This window comes from Desulfurobacterium thermolithotrophum DSM 11699 (genome assembly GCF_000191045.1).
Classification (GTDB): domain Bacteria; phylum Aquificota; class Aquificia; order Desulfurobacteriales; family Desulfurobacteriaceae; genus Desulfurobacterium; species Desulfurobacterium thermolithotrophum.
The window spans coordinates 723,429-744,767 of record NC_015185.1; the positions used below are offsets into that span (position 1 = coordinate 723,429).

General features: G+C 34.4%; 24 protein-coding genes. 6 read left to right on the plus strand and 18 right to left on the minus strand.

From position 1 onward, the window contains the following. Positions 1 to 6 precede the first annotated feature (6 nt). The 7 genes from DESTER_RS03635 to DESTER_RS08390 all read right to left on the minus strand — a co-directional run bounded on the left by DESTER_RS03635 (position 7) and on the right by DESTER_RS08390 (position 5,068). A complete protein-coding gene (locus tag DESTER_RS03635; protein WP_013638308.1) occupies positions 7 to 1,290 on the minus strand; it encodes a dihydroorotase in 1,284 nt (427 codons plus the stop codon). Continuing rightward, the gene (locus DESTER_RS03640; RefSeq protein ID WP_013638309.1) at positions 1,290 to 1,631 is read right to left on the minus strand and encodes a c(7)-type cytochrome triheme domain-containing protein; all 342 of its coding nucleotides are present in this window, start codon (positions 1,629 to 1,631) and stop codon (positions 1,290 to 1,292) included. Before DESTER_RS03640 ends, DESTER_RS03635 begins: the two co-directional genes overlap by 1 nt. Next, the gene (locus DESTER_RS03645) at positions 1,624 to 2,562 is read right to left on the minus strand and encodes an aspartate carbamoyltransferase catalytic subunit (RefSeq protein ID WP_013638310.1); all 939 of its coding nucleotides are present in this window, start codon (positions 2,560 to 2,562) and stop codon (positions 1,624 to 1,626) included. Before DESTER_RS03645 ends, DESTER_RS03640 begins: the two co-directional genes overlap by 8 nt. Positions 2,563 to 2,583: 21 nt before the next feature. Beyond that, on the minus strand, positions 2,584 to 3,909 hold the full coding sequence (gene hisD / locus DESTER_RS03650) for a histidinol dehydrogenase (protein ID WP_013638311.1): 1,326 nt from the start codon (positions 3,907 to 3,909) through the stop codon (positions 2,584 to 2,586). A gap of 67 nt (positions 3,910 to 3,976) precedes the next feature. Further along, a complete protein-coding gene (locus tag DESTER_RS03655) occupies positions 3,977 to 4,648 on the minus strand; it encodes a response regulator transcription factor (protein WP_013638312.1) in 672 nt (223 codons plus the stop codon). A 44-nt stretch (positions 4,649 to 4,692) separates the two neighbouring features. Continuing rightward, positions 4,693 to 4,854, minus strand: coding sequence for a hypothetical protein (locus DESTER_RS08385; RefSeq protein ID WP_244829560.1), 162 nt, complete (start codon positions 4,852 to 4,854; stop codon positions 4,693 to 4,695). Position 4,855: 1 nt separating this feature from the next. Next, positions 4,856 to 5,068, minus strand: coding sequence for a cytidine deaminase (locus tag DESTER_RS08390; RefSeq protein ID WP_244829562.1), 213 nt, complete (start codon positions 5,066 to 5,068; stop codon positions 4,856 to 4,858). A 29-nt stretch (positions 5,069 to 5,097) separates the two neighbouring features. Here DESTER_RS08390 and DESTER_RS03665 point away from each other — a divergent pair, with 29 nt between their 5' ends. The 3 genes from DESTER_RS03665 (at position 5,098) to DESTER_RS03675 (ending at position 7,939) form a co-directional block, all read left to right on the plus strand. Continuing rightward, positions 5,098 to 6,291 (plus strand): N-acetylmuramoyl-L-alanine amidase family protein, encoded by a 1,194-nt coding sequence (locus DESTER_RS03665; protein WP_013638313.1) that lies wholly within the window; start codon positions 5,098 to 5,100, stop codon positions 6,289 to 6,291. Positions 6,292 to 6,313: 22 nt separating this feature from the next. After that, complete coding sequence (aroA, locus tag DESTER_RS03670) at positions 6,314 to 7,606, plus strand: 3-phosphoshikimate 1-carboxyvinyltransferase (RefSeq protein ID WP_013638314.1); 1,293 nt, start codon at positions 6,314 to 6,316, stop codon at positions 7,604 to 7,606. Between the two features lie 66 nt (positions 7,607 to 7,672). Then, on the plus strand, positions 7,673 to 7,939 hold the full coding sequence (locus DESTER_RS03675; protein ID WP_013638315.1) for a hypothetical protein: 267 nt from the start codon (positions 7,673 to 7,675) through the stop codon (positions 7,937 to 7,939). A 2-nt stretch (positions 7,940 to 7,941) separates the two neighbouring features. On the opposite strand, the gene DESTER_RS03680 is transcribed toward DESTER_RS03675, so the two are convergent. The 6 genes from DESTER_RS03680 to DESTER_RS03705 all read right to left on the minus strand — a co-directional run bounded on the left by DESTER_RS03680 (position 7,942) and on the right by DESTER_RS03705 (position 14,275). Then, positions 7,942 to 8,649: an aminotransferase class IV gene (locus DESTER_RS03680; protein WP_013638316.1), complete on the minus strand. Its 708-nt coding sequence runs from the start codon at positions 8,647 to 8,649 to the stop codon at positions 7,942 to 7,944. Positions 8,650 to 8,667: 18 nt separating this feature from the next. Then, positions 8,668 to 9,318 carry a DNA repair protein RecO gene (gene recO / locus DESTER_RS03685; RefSeq protein WP_013638317.1) on the minus strand — a complete coding sequence of 217 codons (651 nt, stop codon included), beginning with the start codon at positions 9,316 to 9,318 and terminating at the stop codon, positions 8,668 to 8,670. Further along, positions 9,318 to 10,418: a redox-regulated ATPase YchF gene (ychF, locus tag DESTER_RS03690; protein WP_013638318.1), complete on the minus strand. Its 1,101-nt coding sequence runs from the start codon at positions 10,416 to 10,418 to the stop codon at positions 9,318 to 9,320. The genes recO and ychF overlap by 1 nt, the downstream gene beginning before the upstream one ends. Positions 10,419 to 10,505: 87 nt before the next feature. Continuing rightward, the gene (locus tag DESTER_RS03695; protein ID WP_013638319.1) at positions 10,506 to 11,222 is read right to left on the minus strand and encodes a SurA N-terminal domain-containing protein; all 717 of its coding nucleotides are present in this window, start codon (positions 11,220 to 11,222) and stop codon (positions 10,506 to 10,508) included. Between the two features lie 148 nt (positions 11,223 to 11,370). After that, positions 11,371 to 12,897: a multiheme c-type cytochrome gene (locus tag DESTER_RS03700; protein WP_013638112.1), complete on the minus strand. Its 1,527-nt coding sequence runs from the start codon at positions 12,895 to 12,897 to the stop codon at positions 11,371 to 11,373. A gap of 340 nt (positions 12,898 to 13,237) precedes the next feature. Further along, on the minus strand, positions 13,238 to 14,275 hold the full coding sequence (locus DESTER_RS03705) for a YeiH family protein (protein WP_013638320.1): 1,038 nt from the start codon (positions 14,273 to 14,275) through the stop codon (positions 13,238 to 13,240). Between the two features lie 385 nt (positions 14,276 to 14,660). Here DESTER_RS03705 and DESTER_RS03710 point away from each other — a divergent pair, with 385 nt between their 5' ends. Further along, positions 14,661 to 15,116, plus strand: coding sequence for a deoxycytidylate deaminase (locus tag DESTER_RS03710; RefSeq protein ID WP_013638321.1), 456 nt, complete (start codon positions 14,661 to 14,663; stop codon positions 15,114 to 15,116). Here the strand turns inward: DESTER_RS03710 and murB are convergent. Genes murB through purS form a run of 5 tightly spaced genes read right to left on the minus strand, consistent with a single transcriptional unit; the run spans position 15,113 to position 19,258 of the window. Further along, complete coding sequence (gene murB / locus DESTER_RS03715; protein WP_013638322.1) at positions 15,113 to 15,940, minus strand: UDP-N-acetylmuramate dehydrogenase; 828 nt, start codon at positions 15,938 to 15,940, stop codon at positions 15,113 to 15,115. The genes DESTER_RS03710 and murB overlap by 4 nt on opposite strands. Next, on the minus strand, positions 15,930 to 17,549 hold the full coding sequence (pyrG, locus tag DESTER_RS03720) for a CTP synthase (protein WP_013638323.1): 1,620 nt from the start codon (positions 17,547 to 17,549) through the stop codon (positions 15,930 to 15,932). Before pyrG ends, murB begins: the two co-directional genes overlap by 11 nt. Beyond that, complete coding sequence (gene kdsB, locus DESTER_RS03725; RefSeq protein ID WP_013638324.1) at positions 17,549 to 18,277, minus strand: 3-deoxy-manno-octulosonate cytidylyltransferase; 729 nt, start codon at positions 18,275 to 18,277, stop codon at positions 17,549 to 17,551. Before kdsB ends, pyrG begins: the two co-directional genes overlap by 1 nt. Before the next feature lie 31 nt (positions 18,278 to 18,308). Further along, positions 18,309 to 19,001 (minus strand): phosphoribosylformylglycinamidine synthase subunit PurQ, encoded by a 693-nt coding sequence (gene purQ, locus DESTER_RS03730; RefSeq protein ID WP_013638325.1) that lies wholly within the window; start codon positions 18,999 to 19,001, stop codon positions 18,309 to 18,311. Further along, positions 18,998 to 19,258, minus strand: a complete 261-nt coding sequence (purS, locus tag DESTER_RS03735) for a phosphoribosylformylglycinamidine synthase subunit PurS (protein ID WP_013638326.1) — start codon at positions 19,256 to 19,258, stop codon at positions 18,998 to 19,000. Before purS ends, purQ begins: the two co-directional genes overlap by 4 nt. A gap of 56 nt (positions 19,259 to 19,314) precedes the next feature. Between purS and DESTER_RS03740 the strand changes: the two genes are divergently transcribed. Next, positions 19,315 to 19,899, plus strand: coding sequence for a CPBP family intramembrane glutamic endopeptidase (locus tag DESTER_RS03740; RefSeq protein ID WP_013638327.1), 585 nt, complete (start codon positions 19,315 to 19,317; stop codon positions 19,897 to 19,899). 46 nt (positions 19,900 to 19,945) lie between these two features. Continuing rightward, positions 19,946 to 21,337, plus strand: a complete 1,392-nt coding sequence (gene mnmE / locus DESTER_RS03745; RefSeq protein WP_013638328.1) for a tRNA uridine-5-carboxymethylaminomethyl(34) synthesis GTPase MnmE — start codon at positions 19,946 to 19,948, stop codon at positions 21,335 to 21,337. The last annotated feature ends 2 nt before the right edge of the window (positions 21,338 to 21,339 follow it).

Consider the following 21,339-nt stretch of genomic DNA (forward strand, 5'->3'; position numbering starts at 1 on the left):
GCTCCCTTAAAATTCTTTATAAACTATTTTACCATTATAAATTGTAAATTTCACCTTTCCTTTTAGTTTTTTGTTTAAAAATGGAGAGTTACAGCTTTTTGATTTAACTAACTCTTTTGTAAAAGTATATTCTTCTTCTGGGTCAAAAATCGTAATGTTTGCTCGAGCTCCTTTTTTAAGCGTTCCAATATCATTTTTGTTTATTATTCTTGCAGGAACTGTTGATAGCTTTTCTATGAGTTTTTTTAGAGAAAGATAACCTTCCCTAACAAGATTTAAAGATAAAGGTAACATTGTTTGAAAGCCTATTATTCCAAAAGGAGCCTGGCAAAATTCTACTAACTTTTCATCTATTGTATGAGGAGCATGATCTGTTGCTATAACATCAGCAATTCCGGTTTTTAGAGCTTCTTTACACATTTTTACGTCTTCTTCAGTTCTTAAAGGTGGAGCCATTTTTGCATTTGTGTCAAAATTTTTAACAGCTTCTTCTGTTAAAGTAAAGTGATGAGGTGTAATTTCACAAGTAACTTTTATTCCTTCCTCTTTTGCTGTTTTTATTATTTTTAGAGCTCCTTTACTTGATACGTGACAAATATGAACGTGAGCTCCTGTTAATTTCGCAATTAAAATATCCCTCATAGTTCCAATATCTTCAGCTTCAGCTGGTATTCCCGGAATTCCAAGATAACTTGATAGATATCCTTCATTCATATGTCCACTAGCAGAAAGACTTTTTTCTTCACTGTGGCAAAAAACGGGAATTCCAAGGCTTTTCGCATAATCCATTGCATTTCTTAAAAGCTTTGCATCTTTTGGTGTTTCTCCATCATCAGAAATTGCAACAGCACCTGCCTTTACCATAAGGCCGATTTCAGCTAACTCTTCACCTTTTAATCCTTTTGTTATTGCTCCAACAGGAAAGACGTCGCAAAGTCCTACTTTTGTAGCTTTTTCAATGATATACCTTGTAACGGTAGGATTATCATTTACAGGATCGGTATTTGCCATACAACATACAGACGTTATACCTCCAGCAATAGCAGCATGAGAACCACTTTCTATGTCTTCTTTCCATTCCTGACCTGGATCTCTTAAGTGAGAATGAAGGTCTATAAAACCAGGAGAAACAATAAGATCTCTAACGTCTAACACTTTTGAGGATTCAACTGTAGATATATTCTCTTCTACTTTTACAACTCTTCCATTTTCGATTAAAACATCATATTGACCATCTATTCCTTGAGATGGATCAATAACCCTTCCGCCTTTTATAAGAAGAGATGTCATTATTTGTTCTCTCCTTTTTGTTTTTGTTTGTGGCATCTTAAGCAGTTCTTTGGATTTTTAGCATCAAAGGCTTTTGAACCGTTGTGACAGACGCCACAGTACTTTCCTTGCCAAATGTCGTGCATTGAAAATTTATCTTTTCCAAATTTTTTGTGAAAAATCTTCGGATGACAGTAAGAGCAGTGCTGCTTTGCAGCTTTCACATGATAAACATGACTAAATACAACATCTCCATTTTTATTCTTGAAAACTAAATCTTTATTTAAAACTCCTCCTTCAAAACAACCAAAAATAAAAAGTCCAGAAAGTAAAAGAGCTCCTGAAACTAAGAACTTACCCATCAATTTCCTCCTTTAGTTTTTCAGTTTTTCCACAAAGAAGAGAAAGAACAACCATTCTAACAGCAAGTCCTGTTTCAACCTGTTGAAATATAAGACTACGAGTCGAAGTAACAACATCATTATTTAATTCTACTCCTCTATTAAAAGGTCCTGGATGAAGGATAACCGTATCTGGTTTTAACATTTCAAGCCTTTTTTTATTCATTCCAAAGAGTTCTGCATATTCTCTCAAAGAAGGAAATACTTTCCTTGCAGATTGTCTTTCAAGTTGGATTCTGAGGAGAATTACAACATCTGAAATTTGTGCAACTTCCTCAAATGAAGAAAGTTTCTTTACACCAATAGCTTCTGGAAATCTTGGCATCATGGGAGATGGTCCATAGACAAAAACTTCAGCTCCTAATTTTCTAAAAAGTATTGCATCAGATCTGGCAACTCTGCTGTGAGATATATCTCCCATTATGGTAATTTTTTTTCCTTCAAGAGTTTGTAAGTGTTCAGTCAAAGTAACTGCATCAAGAAGAGCTTGAGTAGGATGTTGATGACAACCATCTCCGGCATTTACTATCGAAGCGTTAATATAATTTTTTACAGTATATGGAGCTCCCTCACAAGGATGCCTTAAAACAACAACATCCGGATGCATCATGTCAAGGTTCTTTAGTGTGTCTATTAAGCTTTCACCTTTTTTAACACTACTTGTGGAAGTGCTTATGTTAATGACATCTGCAGAAAGAAACTTTCCGGCCTTTTCAAACGAAGTTCTCGTTCTAGTAGAAGGTTCAAAAAAAAGATTTACAATACACTTACCTTTTAAGACAGAAAACTTCTTTCTATCTTCTCTTAAAGCTTTCTTTACCTGCTGAGAAAGTTCGTATATCTCCTGAAATTGCTCCTTTGAGATGTCCTCTGCTGAGATGAGATGTTTCATGTTTTACCTCTTTTGTCGTTCTCAAACCTTTTCTTCTGTTTTTATAGGTATTTTGATTGCTTCTCTTACCTCAACTGCAAGTCTGTGGGCTTCTAATCCTTCACACTCAGCAAGGTTTCTTGCATGTTCTGAAATTTGCTTAAATCCTTCTTTACTAACGTAAAGGATTGAGGAACGTTTAATGAAATCGTAAACTCCTAGAGGAGAAAAGAACTTTGCACTTCCACCTGTTGGTAGAACATGGTTGGGTCCTAATATATAGTCTCCCAAAGATTCACAGGTATAATGCCCGAGGAAGATAGCACCAGCGTTTTTTATGTGATCAAGAAGAGCAAAAGGTTCTTTTGTCGCAACCTCAAGGTGCTCAGGTGCTACTATATTTGCTACTTCGCAGGAATGATAGATATCTCTTGTAATAAAAGCTGTTCCAAAATTCTCTATAGATTTTTCAGCTATCTCACGGCGTTTTAGTTTTTTAAGTCTATCCTCAAGAGCATCAATAACTGCTTTAGCAACTTCTTCACCGTGAGTAACAAGGAAAGAACCGGCTAGTTCATCGTGCTCGGCTTGAGATAAAAGGTCAACAGCAACCCAATCTGGATTTGCGGATTCGTCTGCAATTACAAGAATTTCACTTGGACCTGCAACCATATCTATATCAACCGTTCCAAAAAGAAACTTCTTTGCTAAAGCAACGTAGATATTTCCAGGACCAACGATTTTATCAACCTTTGGTATAGACTCAGTACCAAAAGCTATTGCAGCAACTCCATGAGCTCCACCGACCCTGTAGATCTCATCAACTCCAGAAAGCTTTGCAGCCACAAGTGAATAAGGATTAACTTCAAAGGAACCAATGGCTGGAGTAATCATTACAACTTTTTTAACTCCTGCAACCTTTGCAGGAACTGCATTCATTATTACAGAGGATGGGTAAGAAGCCTTTCCACCGGGAACGTAAATTCCAGCACTTTCAAGGGGGGTAACCTTTTGTCCAAGAAGCATTCCAGGTTCAGTTACAAAGTAAGAGTTTTCTTTTTGGTGTTCATGGAATTTTCTAACTCTTGTAACAGCAACTTTTATAGCTTCAAGAACTTCAGGTTCAACCTTTTTAAACGCTTCTTCAATTTCTTCTTCAGTAACCCTAACGTTTTCTGGAGTGAGTTCAATTTTGTCAAACTTCTTTGCATAAGAAAAGACCGCACTATCTCCAAACTTTTTCACGTTTTCAATTATCTCTAAAACACTCTGGGCATATTTGCTTTCAAGTCCTTGCCCCCTGTTTTTGATTCTTAGGAGCTCTGAATTCTTTTCCCAGCTTTCTGTTCTAAGGTCTACAATTTTCATGAATCACCTCTTTTAAAAAGTTAGTTTTTGGTTTCCTTGATAAGTGTTCATGTTTGATAATTCTACATCACTCCTTAGTCAACTTATACCCCAGTCTTGGTAAAGTCTTTAGATATTTTCCTTTATCTCCAAGTTTCTTTCTTAATCTACTTATATAAACATCAACTGTCCTTGTTGTTTCGTTATGGTCGTGTCCCCAGATTTTTTCAAGGAGTTCTTCCCTTGAAAAGAGCTGTTCTGGATGTTCAAGGAAAAACTCAAGAAGCTGGAACTCTGTTTTTGTTAGATAGATAGAATTTCCATCTACTGTAACACTTTTGGATCTTTTGTCATAAACTATTCCGTCAAACTCTAATATGGCTTTACGAACGTAACCAGCTCTTCTTAAGACAGCTTCTATTCTAGCAAGGAGTTCTTTCATACTGAAAGGTTTTGTTACATAATCATCAGCTCCTATGGAAAAACCTTTTACTTTCGTATCTTCATCTGAAAGAGCCGTTAAAACAATTACAGGAACATCTTTATTAATGGAGTTTTCTCTTATTTCCTTACAGATATCAAGCCCACTTGCTCCTGGGAGCATAAGATCAAGAATGATTAAATCATAACTGTTTGTTTTTATTTTCTCTAAAGCTTCTTTTCCATCAAGAGTCCAGTCAACTTTAAATTGATTTTTTTCAAGGTTATACTTTAAAAGTTCTCCAAGATCTTCATCATCTTCGACTAACAAGACTACCATTTACCTCTCCTAAAATCTTTATATCTTTTAGATAATCATTAAAATTATAACTTAAACCTGATAGGTAAGAGTTTTTCTAAGGTAAAGACTTCAAATTTTTTGCCATTAGTTACTATGATTTCAAAATCTTCAGAACAAAACTCAGCCATGACCTGTCTACAAGCACCACAAGGATAAGGCATTCCGTCTGGAGAGTAAATTAGCATACTAAAAAAATTTTTTTTCTCCTTTAGAAACAGCTTTAAATATAGCGGTTCTTTCAGCACACATAGTTAATCCATAAGAAACGTTTTCAATATTTACTCCTGTATAGAATTCTTTTTTACCAATTAAAACAGCTGAAACGTGAAAGTTAGAATAAGGACAATAAGAGTTTTTTATTGCTTTTCTTGCGATATTTAGCATTTCCTCTACTTTCATATTTATCTCCATAAATTTAGATTTTTTGGATGAAAATTATACAAACAGTTATGTTAGAATTGATAACCATGATGAATAGAAGAGAGATTTTAAAAGGGTTTATCGGAGGCTTTTGCTTTTTTCCTTTTTTAGAAGAAGCCGATGCATCAAGTATTTCGCTTATAAAGCGTATTAGGTATTCTTCTAATGAGGAAAGAACAAGGATTGTTTTAGATTGCACAGGAAAAGTTATCAAGAGAAACATTGAACCTTTTCTAAAGGGAAAAACTCTTTGGATAAAGTTAAAGAATGTAAGAGCAAACAAAATAGTAAAAAGTTTAAAAAGTCCTCTTGTCTCAGAAGTAAAAGTAATTCCAATTAACAAGCATGTAGTCAAAGTCAAACTTGTAATGAAAGAACCCCATAAGTACAAAATTTTTGCACTCAAGCCTTATAGAGGAAAACCGTTCCGAATAGTAGTAGATGTTTTCCCTGACTTTATAGTTACAAACTGTAGATTAAAAACAAATAAGAAAAGAATTGTCGTTATAGATCCCGGTCATGGAGGAAAAGATCCGGGGGCTGTTTGGCCGATTCGTTCTAAATATCCAAGAATAAGAGAAAAGGATATTACTTTATCAATAGCTTTAAGAGTAAGAAGGATATTAAAGCGTTATTCAGATATTAAAGTCATAATGACAAGAACAAAAGATGTTTACGTTCCTCTCTTAAAAAGAGCAGAAATTGCCGCAAAATCCTGTGCCGATGCTTTTGTAAGTATTCATGCAGATTCAATGCCACACTATCCAAACTGGAATGGTGTTACAGTCTTTAAAGCTTCTCCTGCACTTTTTGCAAAGGCACAGATAACTGCAAAAGAAGTAGCAAAAAAGGTCAGAATATGCAATGACATCATGTGTTGGAGCATTAGTCCACTCTTACTTAATATGTCAACAACTATTACTTTTGTAGAGAGCTCCAAGTTAGCAGAAAAAATAGTAAACAATTTAAAAGCTCATGTTAATGATGACCTTGTTAACGGCATAAGAGATATGAAAAGGAATATAGTTGTTCTAAAAACGCCGGGTAGACCTGCTGTTTTAGTAGAAACAGGTTTTTTAACAAATCCTCTTGATAGAAAAAGACTTGTGCAAAACTGGTACCAAGAAGAAATTGCAAGAGGGATTGCAAAAGGAATTAGAGATTATGTATCTTCTTTAAATCAAACTGCCTTTGTAATGTGAAAAAAGCTAAGGAGAGGTAAAGGTGTTTAGAGCAGAATTTAAAGGGACACTAAAGGGTAGCATAAGAGTTCCTTCTGATAAATCAATTTCTCACCGTTCGATAATGTTAGGTTCTTTAAATAAAGGTACTGTTGTTGTAAGAAACTTTTTGCGCTCTGAGGATTGTCTTAATACTTTAAAAGCTTTTTTAGAACTTGGTGTAGAAATAGAAGATAGAAAAGATGTAATTATTATAAAGGGAAAAGGGAAACATTCTTTAAAAGAGCCATTTAACATAATAGATCTTGGAAATTCTGGAACATCCATAAGACTTATATCAGGAATTCTTTCAGGACAACCTTTTTATTCTGTCCTTACAGGGGATCAGTACTTACGTCGTCGTCCTATGGATAGAATAGCTATTCCGTTAAAAATGATGGGAGCAGAGATTTTTGGAAGAGAAGGAGGGAAGTATCCTCCTTTAACAATCCTCGGAAAAAGAAAGTTAAAAGGAATTGACTATAAAAGTCCAAAAGCCTCAGCACAAGTTAAATCAGCAGTGCTTCTTGCTGGGCTCTTTAGCGATGAACCTGTTTCTGTTACTGAACCTGCAAAGAGCAGAGACCATACAGAAAGAATGCTAAGAGCATTTGGAGTAGATGTAGAGATTAAAGGTTTAACTGTTTGTCTTGGTAAAAACAGAAATCTTGAAAAAGATATTGAAATAGACGTTCCTGCAGACATATCATCAGCTGCTTTCTTTTTAGTAGGTGCAGCAATTACTCCAGGTTCAGAAATAGTATTAAAAGATGTTATTTTAAATCCAACACGAACTGGCATATTAGATGTAATGAAAAGGATGAAAGCAAATGTAAAAGTTGAAAATATTAAAAGTGTATCTGGAGAAGAGGTTGGAGATATTTCTGTTTCTTACTCTCCAAATCTGAAAGCGACAGAAATAAAAGGAGAAGAAATACCAAGATTAATAGATGAGATACCAATAATAGCTCTTCTTGCTACACAGGCAGAAGGCGAAACTATCATCAAAGATGCTCAAGAGTTAAGGGTTAAAGAAAGCGACCGCATAAAATCAACTGTTGAGAATTTAAGAGCAATCGGAGCAGAAGTAGAAGAGCTCCCAGATGGGATGATAATAAGAGGAAAGACTTCTTTAAGGGGAGGCATGGTTCAATCCTACGGCGATCACCGAATAGCCATGACATTCACCATTGCTTCGTTAATATCTGAAGAAGTTATAGAAATAGATGATGTTGATTGTATAAAAACTTCATATCCTCGCTTTTTTGAAGATTTTAAACACTTGCTAATAGAATAACCTAGCTTGATTTTTCCGCATTTATGTTTTAATTTTAAATCAAACATTTGTTAGGAGGTACTAACTATGGAAGTAATACCGAAGAGAAAGTTTAAATGTTTTGACTGTGGACACGAGTTTGAAGAACCTTTTGGAAAGCCTCGCTGGATGGTTAAATGTCCAAAATGCGGAAGTGAAAACATTGTAAGAGCTGATACTCCTGCAGGATGGTGTGGAAAAGGTTACGGAAGAGGAGCTGGAAGAGGAAGAGGTAGAGGCTGGGGCTGGTTTGGAGGCTGGAGAAGAGGCGAAGGAAGAGGAAGGTTTGGATTTGGTTGGGGAAGAAAATGGTAAATCTATATAAAACTTTGAATTATATCTAAAATTCTCTTTCCCCAGCTTTTACCCGCTGGGGTTTTTAATTCCACTTTTCCTACTCTTTTTACTTGAGCGACATCATATCGAGCACTTGTTATAAATACTTCATCAGCAGAAATTAGATCTTCAAGACTATAGAAACCTTCAAAAATAGGAATATCCATTTCTTTTAAAAGATTAAGTATAAATTCTCTTCTTGTCCCGGGTAAACAGCCTGTTTTAAGCGAAGGAGTAAAGAAGACACCGTCTTTTACAAAGAAAATATTTGCAAAAGCTGTTTCGGAGATAAAACCATTAATATCAAAGAGTAAGGCTTCATCTCCACCCAATTTTCTTGCTTCTTCTATTGCATAAATGGAATCCATAATGTCTATTGTTTTGTGAAGAGAAATAGGAGAGTAATAGCGTTTTATGCTATTAACTGGAATGAGTGTAACAGAGGTTTTTTTCTGGCAAGGACGAGAGTAAATATTATAATTTCCATTTTTGTAAAGAGTTAACCTCACAAGAGAAACTTCATAATCTGCACTTTCTTCTATCCTTTTTTTGAATTCTTCTAAAGATAGCGAAAGAGGAATTTTAAGTAATTTAGAGCTCTTTTTTAATCGCCTAAAGTGATAGTTTACAAAGATTGCTTTACCATTTTCGACTCTTACAGTTTCAAATATTCCAAAACTTCTTTCCATTGCAATAACCCAAAATATTTAAGACAACCTATACCTTATATGAGCTTCAAATACCTTATTTATTTTTTCAAGCTTTACATAAGAAATTTTAATATCTTTCATTTTTTCAAAAGAATTTTTTGCCAAATTTAAAGCTAATTTTGAAAGTTCAAAATTCCACGAAAAGCTCTTAGAATTTAAACAACTTTGACAAACGACTCCTCCTTTTTCAATAGAAAAGGAAATTACTTTCTTAGAACTACAATTAACACATCTTGTAAGAACAGGAAATATTCCTTCAATGAAAGCAAACTTTAAAAGAAACATCGTGTAAGCAACACTATAAGATTTTTCAACAGAAAAGTAAGCTTCAATTAGCTTAAAAAGTTTTTTACTTTCTACTAAATGATAAGGAACTAAGAGTTTAGAAATTTTACTTAGATAAAAAAATTTTTCCATACTTTCTGGAAAGTACGACTTTATTAGATCAGCTTCTTTGAGCTCGTAGCCTTCTCCTTTTTGATTGAGTTGAAAAGATGAAAGGGAAAAAAGGTCAAATTTGAGGGGAAAATCCCCTCTCTTCAACTTTACAATAAAATCAACTTTTCCAAGCTTATCTGTGAATGCCGTTATATGTTTAAGATTACTTCCTAACTGCTTTGATCTTAAGACAAATCCCTTCAATTTCATTAAACGTTGAACCTAAAATAGATTATATCTCCGTCTTGGACTTCATAATCTTTCCCTTCTAATTTCATAAGACCTTTTTCCTTACATGCCTGCATAGAACCTTCTCTTATAAGGTCTTCATACTTTGTTACTTCTGCTCGTATAAATCCTCTTTCTATATCTGAGTGAATTTTTCCTGCAGCTTGTGGAGCTTTTGTTCCTCTTTTTATAGTCCATGCTCTAACTTCCTGTTCTCCAGCAGTAAAGAAAGTAATTAGGTCTAAAAGCTTATATCCTTCTCGAATAACAGCATTCAATCCTGGCTCTTCCATTCCTAATTCCTTCAAAAACTCTTCTTTTTCTTCTTTTTCAAGCTCTGCTAATTCTGCTTCTACCTTAGCACAGATCTTTACAACGGGAGCTTCTTCTTTTTCCGCTAACTCTTTTACCTGTTTTACATATTCATTGTCTTCAAAAAGTCCTTCTTCATCAACGTTTGCAATATACATTACAGGTTTCGCTGTAAGAAGAGAAAGCTCTTTTACAACTCTTTTTCCTTCATCAAGCTTTTCAAGATAAGGATAGATTCTTTCTCCTCTTTCTAAGATCTCCTTTAATGTTTCAAGAACTTCAACTTCTAACCTTGCTTTTTTGTCTCCAGACTTTGCTTGTTTAAAAACTTTTTGAAGTCTCTTTTCAATGCTTTCAATATCTTTAAAGACGAGCTCCAAATTTATCGTTTCTATATCCCTTAGAGGATTTACACTTCCATCTACATGCACAACATTTTCATCGCTAAAACATCTTACAACATGTGCTATTGCGTCAACATTTCTAATGTTTGCAAGAAATTGATTTCCTAATCCTTCTCCTTTACTTGCACCTTTAACAAGACCTGCAATATCAACAAATTCTATAGTCGTAGGAGTTATCTTTTCAGGCTTTACAATTTCTGCTATTTTATAAAGTCTTTTGTCTAGAACCTCTACAATTCCGACGTTCGGTTCGATGGTACAGAAAGGATAGTTAGCAGCTTCTGCCTTTGAAGTGTTTGTTAAAGCGTTAAAAAGTGTCGATTTTCCAACATTAGGAAGACCAACAATTCCGCAGTTAAATCCCATTATACCTCTCCACAAAAAAGTTTTAGCAAAAATAAAAAAAGAGGTGAACCACGTTCACCTCTTCTATATAAAGTTCTTTATTAAATTTTAATCTTTAATCTTTTTTAGTAGATCCTTATTAATTGTTACTTTGTAGGTATCAAGTAAATAATGGGCAAGCTGATTAGCAGCTAATTGTCTTTTTTCTTCTCTTATAGCTTCAACAAGTTCTTTTTTCCTTATTACTTGTAGCTTTGGATTTTTAGGATCTGGCTCAAAACCATATTTTCCTTTATGAGCCATCATGAAGTTGTCAATATCGTCTCTAGTTACTTTAATGGCATCCTTTAAAGTCATCTCCAAATAAGCTTTTACTTTATAGCCATTTATAAGTCTTGCTTTAAGCTTTTTAGCTAGTTCTTCTAACTTTTTATTACTTAACTTTTTTTCATTTTTAAGCTTAGATATATAGTTATCTATTTCCTTAATCCCTTCTTTAATTTCTTCCTGGTATTTTTTGAAATATTCAGTGGTTTCAATCTTATTTTTTTCTGCTTCATGAAGGAGTAGTTTTTGAACCATTAACTCTTTAGTGGCTGCAATTTTATCTGCAAGGGTAAAAAACCAATTACCTTTTCCTTTTTCTTTAATAATTTCAGCTTTGTAATGTTTATAGTAAGATTTAAATTCAGGAATCGTTATACAAATATTATCAACTTTGGTATATGCTACACAGTCTGATGAAGAATTTGTTGCATAGGTATTATGCAAACCAACAAAAAAGAATAGTATAAACATTGACAAAAATTTTTTAAGAGCATTCATCAAGTCATACCTCCAACAGAATTTAAAATTAAATATAGCAAAATCATAGCACATGAGCAAATTTTAATCAGTATAAAATAACAAAATAAAAAAATAAAGGGAGGAGAATCAAAAGACTCTCCTCCCTTTAAAGATTATTTCCTAATTATTAGTGAATGTGATGCTTCTTCTTGTACTTCTCTACCTTCTTCACGTGCTTCTTAATCCAGGATACGTACTTGCTTACGTAATCTGCTCCAAGTCTTGGCTCTACACTGCTTTCAAGCCACTCTACAAGCTCAAATGCTACTCTGTAAATTCCTTCCCACCAAATGTATCCTGGTGCATAGTGGAACATCGCTATCTCTGTTGGTCTAACTGCCATCGCTCCAATGTCTCTTACTATCTTCCTGTCAAGTGGTGTGTTAAGTCCCGCCTTCTCAAGGTCTCTCTCAACCTGGAACGCTACTCTTCTGAAGTAGTCAAGTACTCCCATTGTGAGGTCTCCACCTATGAAGCAGTTTGCTACCCACTGCTTGGTGTGACACTGGGTACACATCGCAAATGCTCTTTCTCTGTTCTTGATTCCATCTGTCGGATACTTAACGCTTGGTAGTCCTGGGTGTGGTCTTCCCGCTTTCCTTACAAATACTAACTTCCACATTCCAAGCTTCCACTTACAGATTGAAGCTGGGTTGTGGGTTGGAGCATATATCATTTTATCTCCTTGATATACTGCTCCCATGTGACATGTTCCACATGTCGGCGCAAAGTAGTCTTGACCAGCCTTTATTGCTGGGGCATCCATGTTCCATTCATCAAACTGAGATAAGAACATTGCTCCATGCATTGATTTTCCAAACATTTCGTAGTTTGGATGGTCTTCAGATTCGTGACATCTTCCACATGCTCCTATTCCTGCTCTTACTATCTTGAGTCTGAAGCTGTGGAATGGGTGACATGCTGCACAGTTTCCTATTGTTCCGTCTGGGTTGATAGTTCCTGCCCCTATCATTGGCCATGTACGTAGGTCAAATACTACCTTGTCTTTCGTCTTTTTCGCTATCTCTATCTTTGTTCCGTGACAGGAGTAACATCCCCAGTTCGCAAAGATCTTAATTACTGCTGATGCTTTTGGTCTTGGTGTCTTGAGGTTGTTTGGTACTCCAGCGTATGGCCAGCATGGGTCGTTTATTATATCGTCCCATGTAGATTCTCCGTTTGTTGTTTGGTGCGGTATTACTGTGTTCTTGTCCCATCCCATCATTTGCATTACGATTACTGCAAAGTTTCCACCAGACTTAGCTTCTGCTTTCTGGGAAATTAATCCAGAGTGTGCGTGAATTGAGTCCATGTATTCTTTTGCAACTTTTGGGTGACATACTCCACACTGCTTTGGTGTTACTAGTGTTGAAATTGTGAATCCGTAGTGGTCATATGCTGCTGGGTTAGATTCGTCTGTCTTGTGACATTCGTAACATCCTACTCCGTTGTAAAAGTGCTTTGATCTCTTCCAGTCGTTTACTACAAATGGTGTAGCCTTGCGGTGACAGTCAAGACACTGGGATGACTCTTTGGAGAGACCAGATGCTGAGTAGTTTGTGTAGTCGTACTTAGCAGCTGCATCGGTAGTATAAATACCAAGTGATAAAATACCTGCAGCTGCTATGGTGGCTAATTTCATTAGCCCTCTCATAGCTACCTCCTGTTCTGATTTTTGATTAATAGTATACTTCTCTAAAATTAGGGTTGTCAACATAAATTTTTATGATTTTTTCTTATAATTATTTTTTTTATTTTTATTACAGAATAAATCTTCTGTTATATAGGGTTTTTGCAGTAAATTTAAATTTCTTCTATAGTTTGCTTATAAATACACAATAAGTATAATAGAAAGGAACCGTTCTTTTTGGTTTTACTTTTTTAATTAAAAAATAGAGATGAAGTTTTTATAGGTCTTATTCAAGAGTTAAATAAGTTTTAGATTAAAGGATACAAAAGCTTGGAAAGAAAAGAAAGTTGAGGCGTAGCAAAAACTACGCCCCAAGGCTCATAGCAAACTTTGTAATGAAATAACCACCAAAAATTAACCATAAGAACAAAACAAAAGCAAGATATATAGGTTTTAACCCTACTCCCTTGAATTTATCCATACTTGTTTCCATTCCGAGTGCTGTCATTGCCATAGTAAGAGCAAAAGTATCAAGAGCATTGATATAAGAAACTACTTTTTCTGGTAAAAGATGTAGAGAATTAAATCCTGCAACTGCAATAAATCCTATTGCAAACCAAGGAATTGTTATCTTTGTTTTTTCATTACTTGCTAATGCTTTCCCAAGTTTTGGTAATAATAAGCTAAGGATTATTAAGAAAGGAGCTATTAGCATTACTCTAATCATTTTTACAATAATTGCATCTTTTGCTACCTCTGGTCCTATTGCATTTCCAGCAGCTACAACGTGTGCAACTTCATGAACAGTTGCACCAATGTATACTCCCATAGTTTCAGGATCAAAATGTACATATCCTGCTTTATAAAGGAAAGGATAAAGAAACATAGCTATTGTTCCAAAAAGAACAACTGTAGAAACTGCTATTGCACTCTTATGCGCTTCAGCTTTTACCACAGGTTCAGTTGCTAACACAGCTGCAGCTCCGCAAATAGAACTTCCAGCACTTGTTAAGATAGAAGTATCTCTATCAAGTTTAAAGATTTTAGTTCCCAGTAGATAGCCTATGAAAAACGTAGAGAAAACAATGGAAACACTTGCAACTATTCCAGGAATTCCTACTGCTGCTATACTTTGAAAAGTTATTCTAAATCCATAGAAAACAATTGCTGCTCTTAAGAGTGTTTTTGTTGAAAAAATAATGCCTGGAGTCCATGCTTCTGGAAGCTTATTTCTCAAAGTATTAGCGTAAAACATTCCAAGTACAATTCCTATAATTAAAGGACTTATACCAAGATGTGAAAAGAAAGGACATTGAGAAATGTACGTAGCTGCAATAGCGAATAGAGCAACAAACAGTATACCATTTAGCGTGTGAGCTCGATTTTCTTTACTAAAAGCCATTTTTTCCCTGCCTCCTGATTAAATTATGGATACCTAAATTTGAATAATCCAATTCTAAGCGTCAAGCTTCTTATTTTATCTTTCTTATAAAGACTTAAGAAAGATATATATTAAAGATTAAATAAGATGTAGTCAAAAGCAAGGAGTACCCTAAAAACTTGGAACTTAGCTTTTTTCTTACTCATGAAAACGAAACAAGAATTTCAATCTATCTTAACAGATAAACTATGATACCCTTTGAAAAGAATACACTGATACAATTTTCAAAAAACTAATATTCTATAAATTTAACTTTCAGCTTCATAATATCTACTGATTTTATTTTTCCACTATCTTAATTGATATAATTTTATTTAATGATTATCCATAGGGGTTGATATTAGACATGCCAAGACCTTCTTGGGATGAATATTTTATGTCTATAGCCGAAATGGTTTCTACTCGTTCTACGTGTATTAGAAGAAAAGTTGGTGCTGTTCTTGTAAAAGACAAAAGAATAATAGCAACCGGCTATAATGGTCCTCCATCTGGATTAAAACATCCTGAAGAAGTTGGATGTCTTAGAGAAAAGTTAAACATTCCTAGTGGAGAAAGACACGAACTTTGCAGGGGGCTTCACGCAGAGCAAAATGCCATAATTCAAGCAGCACTTCATGGAGTTTTTACAAAAGGAAGTATTCTCTACTGTACTCACTGTCCTTGTTCTCTTTGTACAAAAATGCTCATAAATGCAGGTGTAGTGAAAGTTATCTACAAGGAAGGATATCCTGATCAGCTGGCTAAGGAATTAGCAGCAGAAGCTAACTTACCGATGATTCAGTTTAAAAAAGAAGAAGACTAACGAGGAATTTTTACTTCTAATTCAAGTTCAACGTTGAATTTTTCTTTAACTCTTTCTTTTGCAATGGAAATAAGCTTCTTAAATTCTTCAAAACTTCCTTTTTCATTTATACAAAAGTTTGCGTGAATTTCAGAAAACTTTACTCCTCCAACTTTAAACCCTTTCATTCCTACAAGGTCTAAGAGTTTTCCTGCAGAATCTCCCAAAGGATTTTTAAAGGTCGAACCTGCAGTTTGTAGATAAAAAGGAGGTTGTTTAGAAAGTCGGAAAAATACAAACTTTTTTATTTTTTCTTTCACGTGATTATCTTTTTCTATTTTGAATTCTGTTTCTAAAACAACTCCCTTCTTTGGAAAGGGAGACTTTCTATAGGAAAAGCTTGAAAAATTTTTTAAAGTAGCAACTTCATAAGAATCTAAATCCAAGTAAACAACCTTTTCTAAAAAGTCCTTTATTTCTCTTCCAAATGCTCCTGCATTCTGAGCTACAAGTCCACCAACGGTTGCTCTTGGGATTCCTGCAAAGATTTCAAAAAGAGAAAAATTTTCTTTTATTTGTAGTTTTAGGACTTCAGAAAGAGAAACTCCTGCTCCTAAAATTATTGAGTTTCTTTTTATTTTGATTTTTTTAAACTTTCTAAGACTTACGATTTTGCTTTCTATTTTTTCTGGAAGAACCGTATTTGAACCACCACCAATTATGTAAACTTTTTCACTTTTTAAGATTGACTTAAGTTCTTCAAGATTTTCAGGAAAATAAACGGGATAGACAGAACCTATCCCGATAGTTGTTAAAACGTGTGCAGGAAGTTTTTTAACTTCCAAATTGTTCCTCTAATTCTTTTGCTGCTTTTACAAAGCTTTTAAAGAGAGGATGAGGATTTCTTGGCCTTGATTTAAATTCTGGATGAAATTGAACTGCAACAAACCAAGGATGATCGTTTATTTCTACAATTTCTACTAATCTTCCATCAGGAGATGTTCCGGCAATTACAAGACCGGCTTTCTCAAGAACTTCTCTAAATTTGTTATTAAATTCGTATCTATGTCTATGTCTTTCAGAAATTTCATTTTCTTTATAGGCTTCATAGCTTAAAGTTCCCTCCTTCAAAACACAAGGATAGGCTCCAAGACGCATTGTTCCGCCTTTTTCTTTTACTTTCTTTTGTTCTTCCATAAGATCTATAACAGGATAAGGAGTAGTTGAACTAAATTCTGAACTGTGAGCATCTTTAAGACCAGCAACATTTCTTGCAAATTCTATAACTGCACATTGCATTCCAAGACATATTCCAAAAAATGGAATTTTATTTTCTCTTGCAAACTTAATGGCCTTTATCTTTCCTTCAACGCCTCTTTCCCCAAATCCACCAGGCACTAAAACTCCTGAAACATCTGATAGAAATTCTTCGGGTTCTTTTTCGTCTAATTCTTCTGCGTTTACCCATTTTATTTCTACTTTTACATCATTTGCAGCACCAGCATGAACAAACGATTCTATTATGCTTTTGTAAGCATCAGGGAGCTCTATGTACTTTCCAACAACTGCTATTTTCACTGTACCTTTAGAAGGTTTTTTCATTTTCTGAACGATATTTTTCCAGTCATCCAAGTTTGACTTTTGAGAAGCAGAAAGCTGTAGTTTTTCTATTATCAATTCGTCAATTCTTTCTTTCTGAAGAACAAGAGGTACTTCGTAAATAGTTGACAAATCTTTAGCAGTTATAACTTCATGCTCTTTTAGATTTGCAAATAGAGCAATTTTCCTTTTTACACTTTGGGGAATAGAACGCTCTGCTCTGCACACAATTATGTCTGGTTGAATACCTATAGCTCTGAGCTCTTTAACAGAATGCTGAGTTGGTTTAGTTTTTAGCTCTCCTGCAGCTTTAACGTAAGGAACATAAGTAACATGAATGTATATTGCATTACTTTTTCCAACTTCCGCTCCAAGTTGTCTTATTGCTTCAAGAAAAGGTAACCCTTCTATATCTCCGACAGTTCCTCCGACCTCAACAATAACAACATCTACATCTGTAGACATTAATTGTTTAATTTTTTCTTTTATTAGATTTGTCACGTGAGGTATTACTTGAACTGTTCCTCCTAAAAATTCTCCTCTTCTCTCTTTTTGGATTATCTCCTGATAGATTTGGCCTGAAGTAATATTGTTGATTCTCTTCATGGTTGCTTTTGTAAACCTTTCATAATGACCAAGATCAAGGTCAGTCTCAGCACCGTCATCTGTAACGTAAACTTCTCCATGCTGATAAGGATTCATAGTTCCTGCATCAACGTTTAAGTAAGGATCAAGCTTTTGAATAGTTACTTTAAATCCTCTACTTTCTAAAAGAGTTCCGATAGAAGAAGCAGTAATTCCTTTTCCTATAGAAGAGAGAACTCCTCCTGTAACAAAAATTAGCTTTGAAGCCATTAGACCTCTCCTCTTTCCAATTTTTCAGCAGCTTTTTTCAAATCTTCTTCTGTATCTATTCCAAAAGACCCTTCTGAAACTACAGATACATAAATCTTTTTTCCGTTTTCTATAATTCTAAGCTGTTCTAATTTCTCTATTCTTTCCAAAAAACCCTCATTCCATGAGACAAACTTTTGTAAAGAATTTTTTGTATAGCCATAAATTCCTATATGTTTCAAGTAGTTACCTATTTGAATTCTACCATCGCGAGGATAAGGAATTACATTCCTTGAAAAATAGATTGCATGGTTATGTTTATCAACTACAACTTTAACATTGTTTGGATTTAGTATCTCTTCTTCATTGTTAAATCTTACCGCGATAGTTGCGTATTCTTCTCCTTTCTGGAGAGCTCCCACGATGGGTAAAACATGGTCTGCTTTCACAAAGGGTTCATCTCCCTGGACATTTACTATGTACTCAAACTCAAGATCTTTAACAGCTTCAAAAATTCTATCTGTACCACTTGGATGAGAAGGAGATGTCATTACAGCTTTAGCTCCAAATTTTTCAGCTATTTTCTTTACTCTTAAATCATCTGTTGCAACAAGAACGTTTTCTGTAATCTTAAGACATGACTCTACAACCCAAGCAATTAATGGCTTACCACAAAGAAGCCTTAAAGGTTTTTCAGGAAGTCTATTAGATTTTATTCTCGCAGGAATGGCAATAAGAAACTTCTTCACTATTCCTCCAAGGATCAGGGAAGAAAAACTTTTAAACAAGAACAGATTTAACTATTGATTCAAACATTCTGTATCCATCCACACTACCTAAGATTGCCTCAGAAGCTCTTTCAGGATGAGGCATCAATCCAAAAACATTTCCTCTTTTGTTACAGATACCAGCAATGTTATTAAGAGAGCCGTTTGGATTAAATTCTTCAGAAATAACTCCCTCTGGTGAGCAGTACCTTACGACTATTTGTCCATTTTCTTCTAATTCCTTTAGTGTTTCAGGAGTACAAGTATAGTTTCCTTCAGCGTGAGCTATAGGAATTCTTATAATTTCTCCTTTTTTATAAAGGTGGGTAAAAGGAATCTCGTTGTTTTCAACTTTTAAATAGACAAATTCACATATGAAGGATAACGTTTTATTGGGTAACATTGCTCCTGGCAAAAGACCTGCTTCTAATAGAATTTGAAATCCATTACAAATCCCCATTACAAGGCCACCTTTTTCTGCAAATTCACAGATAGCTTCTGTAACCGGAGAAAGTTTTGCCATCGCTCCAGCTCTTAAATAATCTCCATAAGAAAATCCCCCTGGAACAATAACACAATCAATACCAGCTAAACTTTGCTCTTTATGCCATAGATACTTCACATCATGACCAAGAACTTTTTCAATAACCCATCCGATGTCTCTATCACAGTTACTCCCAGGATAAACAGGTATTCCAAATTTCATCTTTTCACCTCTTCTACTTCATAAGTATACTCTTCTATTACTGGATTTACTAAAAACTTCTTTGCCATTTCCTCTATTTCCCTTTTTACTTCTTCAGGAGAATCAGCTTCAATGTTCATTGTAATGTATTTACCAACTTTAACGTTCTTTACTTTTTCGAATCCTAAACTATGAGCTGCCTTCTCTACTGCAATTCCCTGAGGGTCAAGAACTCCTTTTCTGTAAGTAATAAAAATTTTCACAAAGTAATTTGCCATTTTCCACTCCTTTATGCATAATCTTTGGGGAAATTTTAGCAAACGGAGATTGAAGTTTGGCTCGTAAGAAGTGTAAAAGTTGTAGATTTGTGAAACTTTACTTTGTTGTAATTTTTGTTTCTTCTATAGTTGTAAGATTCTTTAAAGATTATTCCGCTGTAGTTAGTTTTTTCTTAATGGTTGGTATTCCTATATTACTTTTAAGAAAAACTCCAGAAGAATTAGGTTACAAAAACTTCCTTAAAGGTTTAAAGTGGGGTATTGGAACGTCTTTATTAATTCTTCCTGTTTATGCTCTACTTTGTAGCAATTTTGGAGAAATTAATACTCATTTTAAAAGTTTTTTAAGCATTATTCTTTTTTACTTTACAGTTGCTGTGGCAGAAGAAACATTTTTTAGAGGATATCTTTACTCGGAAATAGAAAATGAACCTCTCTTTGGCCCTATTTCTAAAGCAAACTTTGTATCAAGTTTTCTTTTTGCCATAGCTCACGTTCTTATTTACTACAATCCAATCATGTTTAAAGTCTTCTTTCCTTCTCTCGTTATGGGATATATTTATGAAAGAAGTAAGTCCATTGGAGCTCCTATAATCTTCCATTGGCTTTCTGATATTATTTACCAGTTTGTTAGATGTTAAAAAAGACGTTTAGAAAAGAGTATCAAATGATAACAATGGAGGAACCGTGGATTATCTTTGGGAAGATACTATAGCAGCAATAGGAACTCCTATTGGAAAGGGTGCAATAGGAATAGTCAGAATTTCGGGAAAAGATTCTCTAAAAATTCTTAAAGAGATATTTAGAACCAAAGAGGGAAGTAAAAAAGAAAAATTTGAAAACCGAAAAATGCACTACGGTTTAGTAGTTGATAGATTCGAAGAACCAATAGATGAAGTTCTTGCGGTATACATGAGAGCTCCTAAAACTTTTACTGGAGAGGATATCGTAGAAATCCATAGCCATGGAGGTATAGTCGTTGTAAGAAAAATATTAAGAGAAGTACTATCAAAGGGAGCAAGACTTGCAGAGCCTGGCGAATTTTCAATGAGAGCTTTTATAAATGGAAAAATAGATCTTGTTCAAGCTGAAGCAATAAACGAGCTTATTAATGCTACAAGTGAAGTTGGTGCAAAATTGGCACTTAAACAGCTTGAAGGTGCTCTTTCAAATAAAATAAAAGAATTAAGAGATAAACTTCTTGAAGTTAAAGCTTATATAGAAGCTGCAGTTGATTTTCCAGATGAAGAAATAGAAATATTTGAGACTGGACACATTAGAGAAAAAATACTTGAAATAGTAGAAAAAATAGAAAAATTGGTTTCAACTTATAAAGATGGAAAAGTTTTAAAAGAAGGAATAAAAGTAGCTATTGTTGGAAGACCCAATGTTGGGAAATCATCGCTTCTTAATGCTATCTTAAAGGAAGAAAGAGCTATTGTTACAGAGATTCCAGGAACAACACGAGATATTATCGAAGAAACGGTTACCTTAAAAGGAATTCCACTGAGGTTAATAGATACTGCCGGAATAAGAGAAGCTATAGATAAAGTAGAGCAAATAGGAATAGAAAGAACTATGAAAAGTTTAGAAGAAGCTGACGTAATTCTTTTTGTTATAGATGGTTCTATTGGTTTTACAGAAGAAGACAGAAAAATATCTAAAGTTCTTAAGAAAAAAGAAAATGTAATCCTCGTTATCAACAAAAAAGACCTTGGACTTAAACTTTCCTGCAGAGAATCTATAGATTGGAAAGAATGTGTTGAGCTTAGTGCAAAGAGTACAGAAGGAATAGACGAGCTTGGAGAAAAAATAGTAAATCTTGTTCTTTTAGAACCTGAAACCATTTTAAAGGGAGAAGAACCACTATTAACAAACGAAAGGCACAGGGAACTTCTTGAATCTGCAAAAAAATCTTTGTTAAAAGTGATAGATAGTCTTGACACAGGATTTGAATCTCCAGAGTTTATTTCAATGGATATAGATGAAGCTCTTTATTCACTTGGTAAAATTGTTGGGCAAGTTACAACTGAAGATATGCTTGATATAATTTTTTCAAAATTTTGTATAGGAAAGTAAAA

Bases quoted from the DNA above. Each gene is read 5' to 3' on its own strand.
- DESTER_RS03635 (WP_013638308.1), bottom strand. From the start codon at position 1,290: ATGACATCTCTTCTTATAAAAGGCGGAAGGGTTATTGATCCATCTCAA.
- DESTER_RS03640 (WP_013638309.1), bottom strand. From the start codon at position 1,631: ATGGGTAAGTTCTTAGTTTCAGGAGCTCTTTTACTTTCTGGACTTTTT.
- DESTER_RS03645 (WP_013638310.1), bottom strand. From the start codon at position 2,562: ATGAAACATCTCATCTCAGCAGAGGACATCTCAAAGGAGCAATTTCAG.
- hisD (WP_013638311.1), bottom strand. From the start codon at position 3,909: ATGAAAATTGTAGACCTTAGAACAGAAAGCTGGGAAAAGAATTCAGAG.
- DESTER_RS03655 (WP_013638312.1), bottom strand. From the start codon at position 4,648: ATGGTAGTCTTGTTAGTCGAAGATGATGAAGATCTTGGAGAACTTTTA.
- DESTER_RS08385 (WP_244829560.1), bottom strand. From the start codon at position 4,854: ATGCTAATTTACTCTCCAGACGGAATGCCTTATCCTTGTGGTGCTTGT.
- DESTER_RS08390 (WP_244829562.1), bottom strand. From the start codon at position 5,068: ATGAAAGTAGAGGAAATGCTAAATATCGCAAGAAAAGCAATAAAAAAC.
- DESTER_RS03665 (WP_013638313.1), top strand. From the start codon at position 5,098: ATGAAAATTATACAAACAGTTATGTTAGAATTGATAACCATGATGAAT.
- DESTER_RS03675 (WP_013638315.1), top strand. From the start codon at position 7,673: ATGGAAGTAATACCGAAGAGAAAGTTTAAATGTTTTGACTGTGGACAC.
- DESTER_RS03680 (WP_013638316.1), bottom strand. From the start codon at position 8,649: ATGGAAAGAAGTTTTGGAATATTTGAAACTGTAAGAGTCGAAAATGGT.
- recO (WP_013638317.1), bottom strand. From the start codon at position 9,318: ATGAAATTGAAGGGATTTGTCTTAAGATCAAAGCAGTTAGGAAGTAAT.
- ychF (WP_013638318.1), bottom strand. From the start codon at position 10,418: ATGGGATTTAACTGCGGAATTGTTGGTCTTCCTAATGTTGGAAAATCG.
- DESTER_RS03695 (WP_013638319.1), bottom strand. From the start codon at position 11,222: ATGAATGCTCTTAAAAAATTTTTGTCAATGTTTATACTATTCTTTTTT.
- DESTER_RS03700 (WP_013638112.1), bottom strand. From the start codon at position 12,897: ATGAGAGGGCTAATGAAATTAGCCACCATAGCAGCTGCAGGTATTTTA.
- DESTER_RS03705 (WP_013638320.1), bottom strand. From the start codon at position 14,275: ATGGCTTTTAGTAAAGAAAATCGAGCTCACACGCTAAATGGTATACTG.
- DESTER_RS03710 (WP_013638321.1), top strand. From the start codon at position 14,661: ATGCCAAGACCTTCTTGGGATGAATATTTTATGTCTATAGCCGAAATG.
- pyrG (WP_013638323.1), bottom strand. From the start codon at position 17,549: ATGGCTTCAAAGCTAATTTTTGTTACAGGAGGAGTTCTCTCTTCTATA.
- purQ (WP_013638325.1), bottom strand. From the start codon at position 19,001: ATGAAATTTGGAATACCTGTTTATCCTGGGAGTAACTGTGATAGAGAC.
- purS (WP_013638326.1), bottom strand. From the start codon at position 19,258: ATGGCAAATTACTTTGTGAAAATTTTTATTACTTACAGAAAAGGAGTT.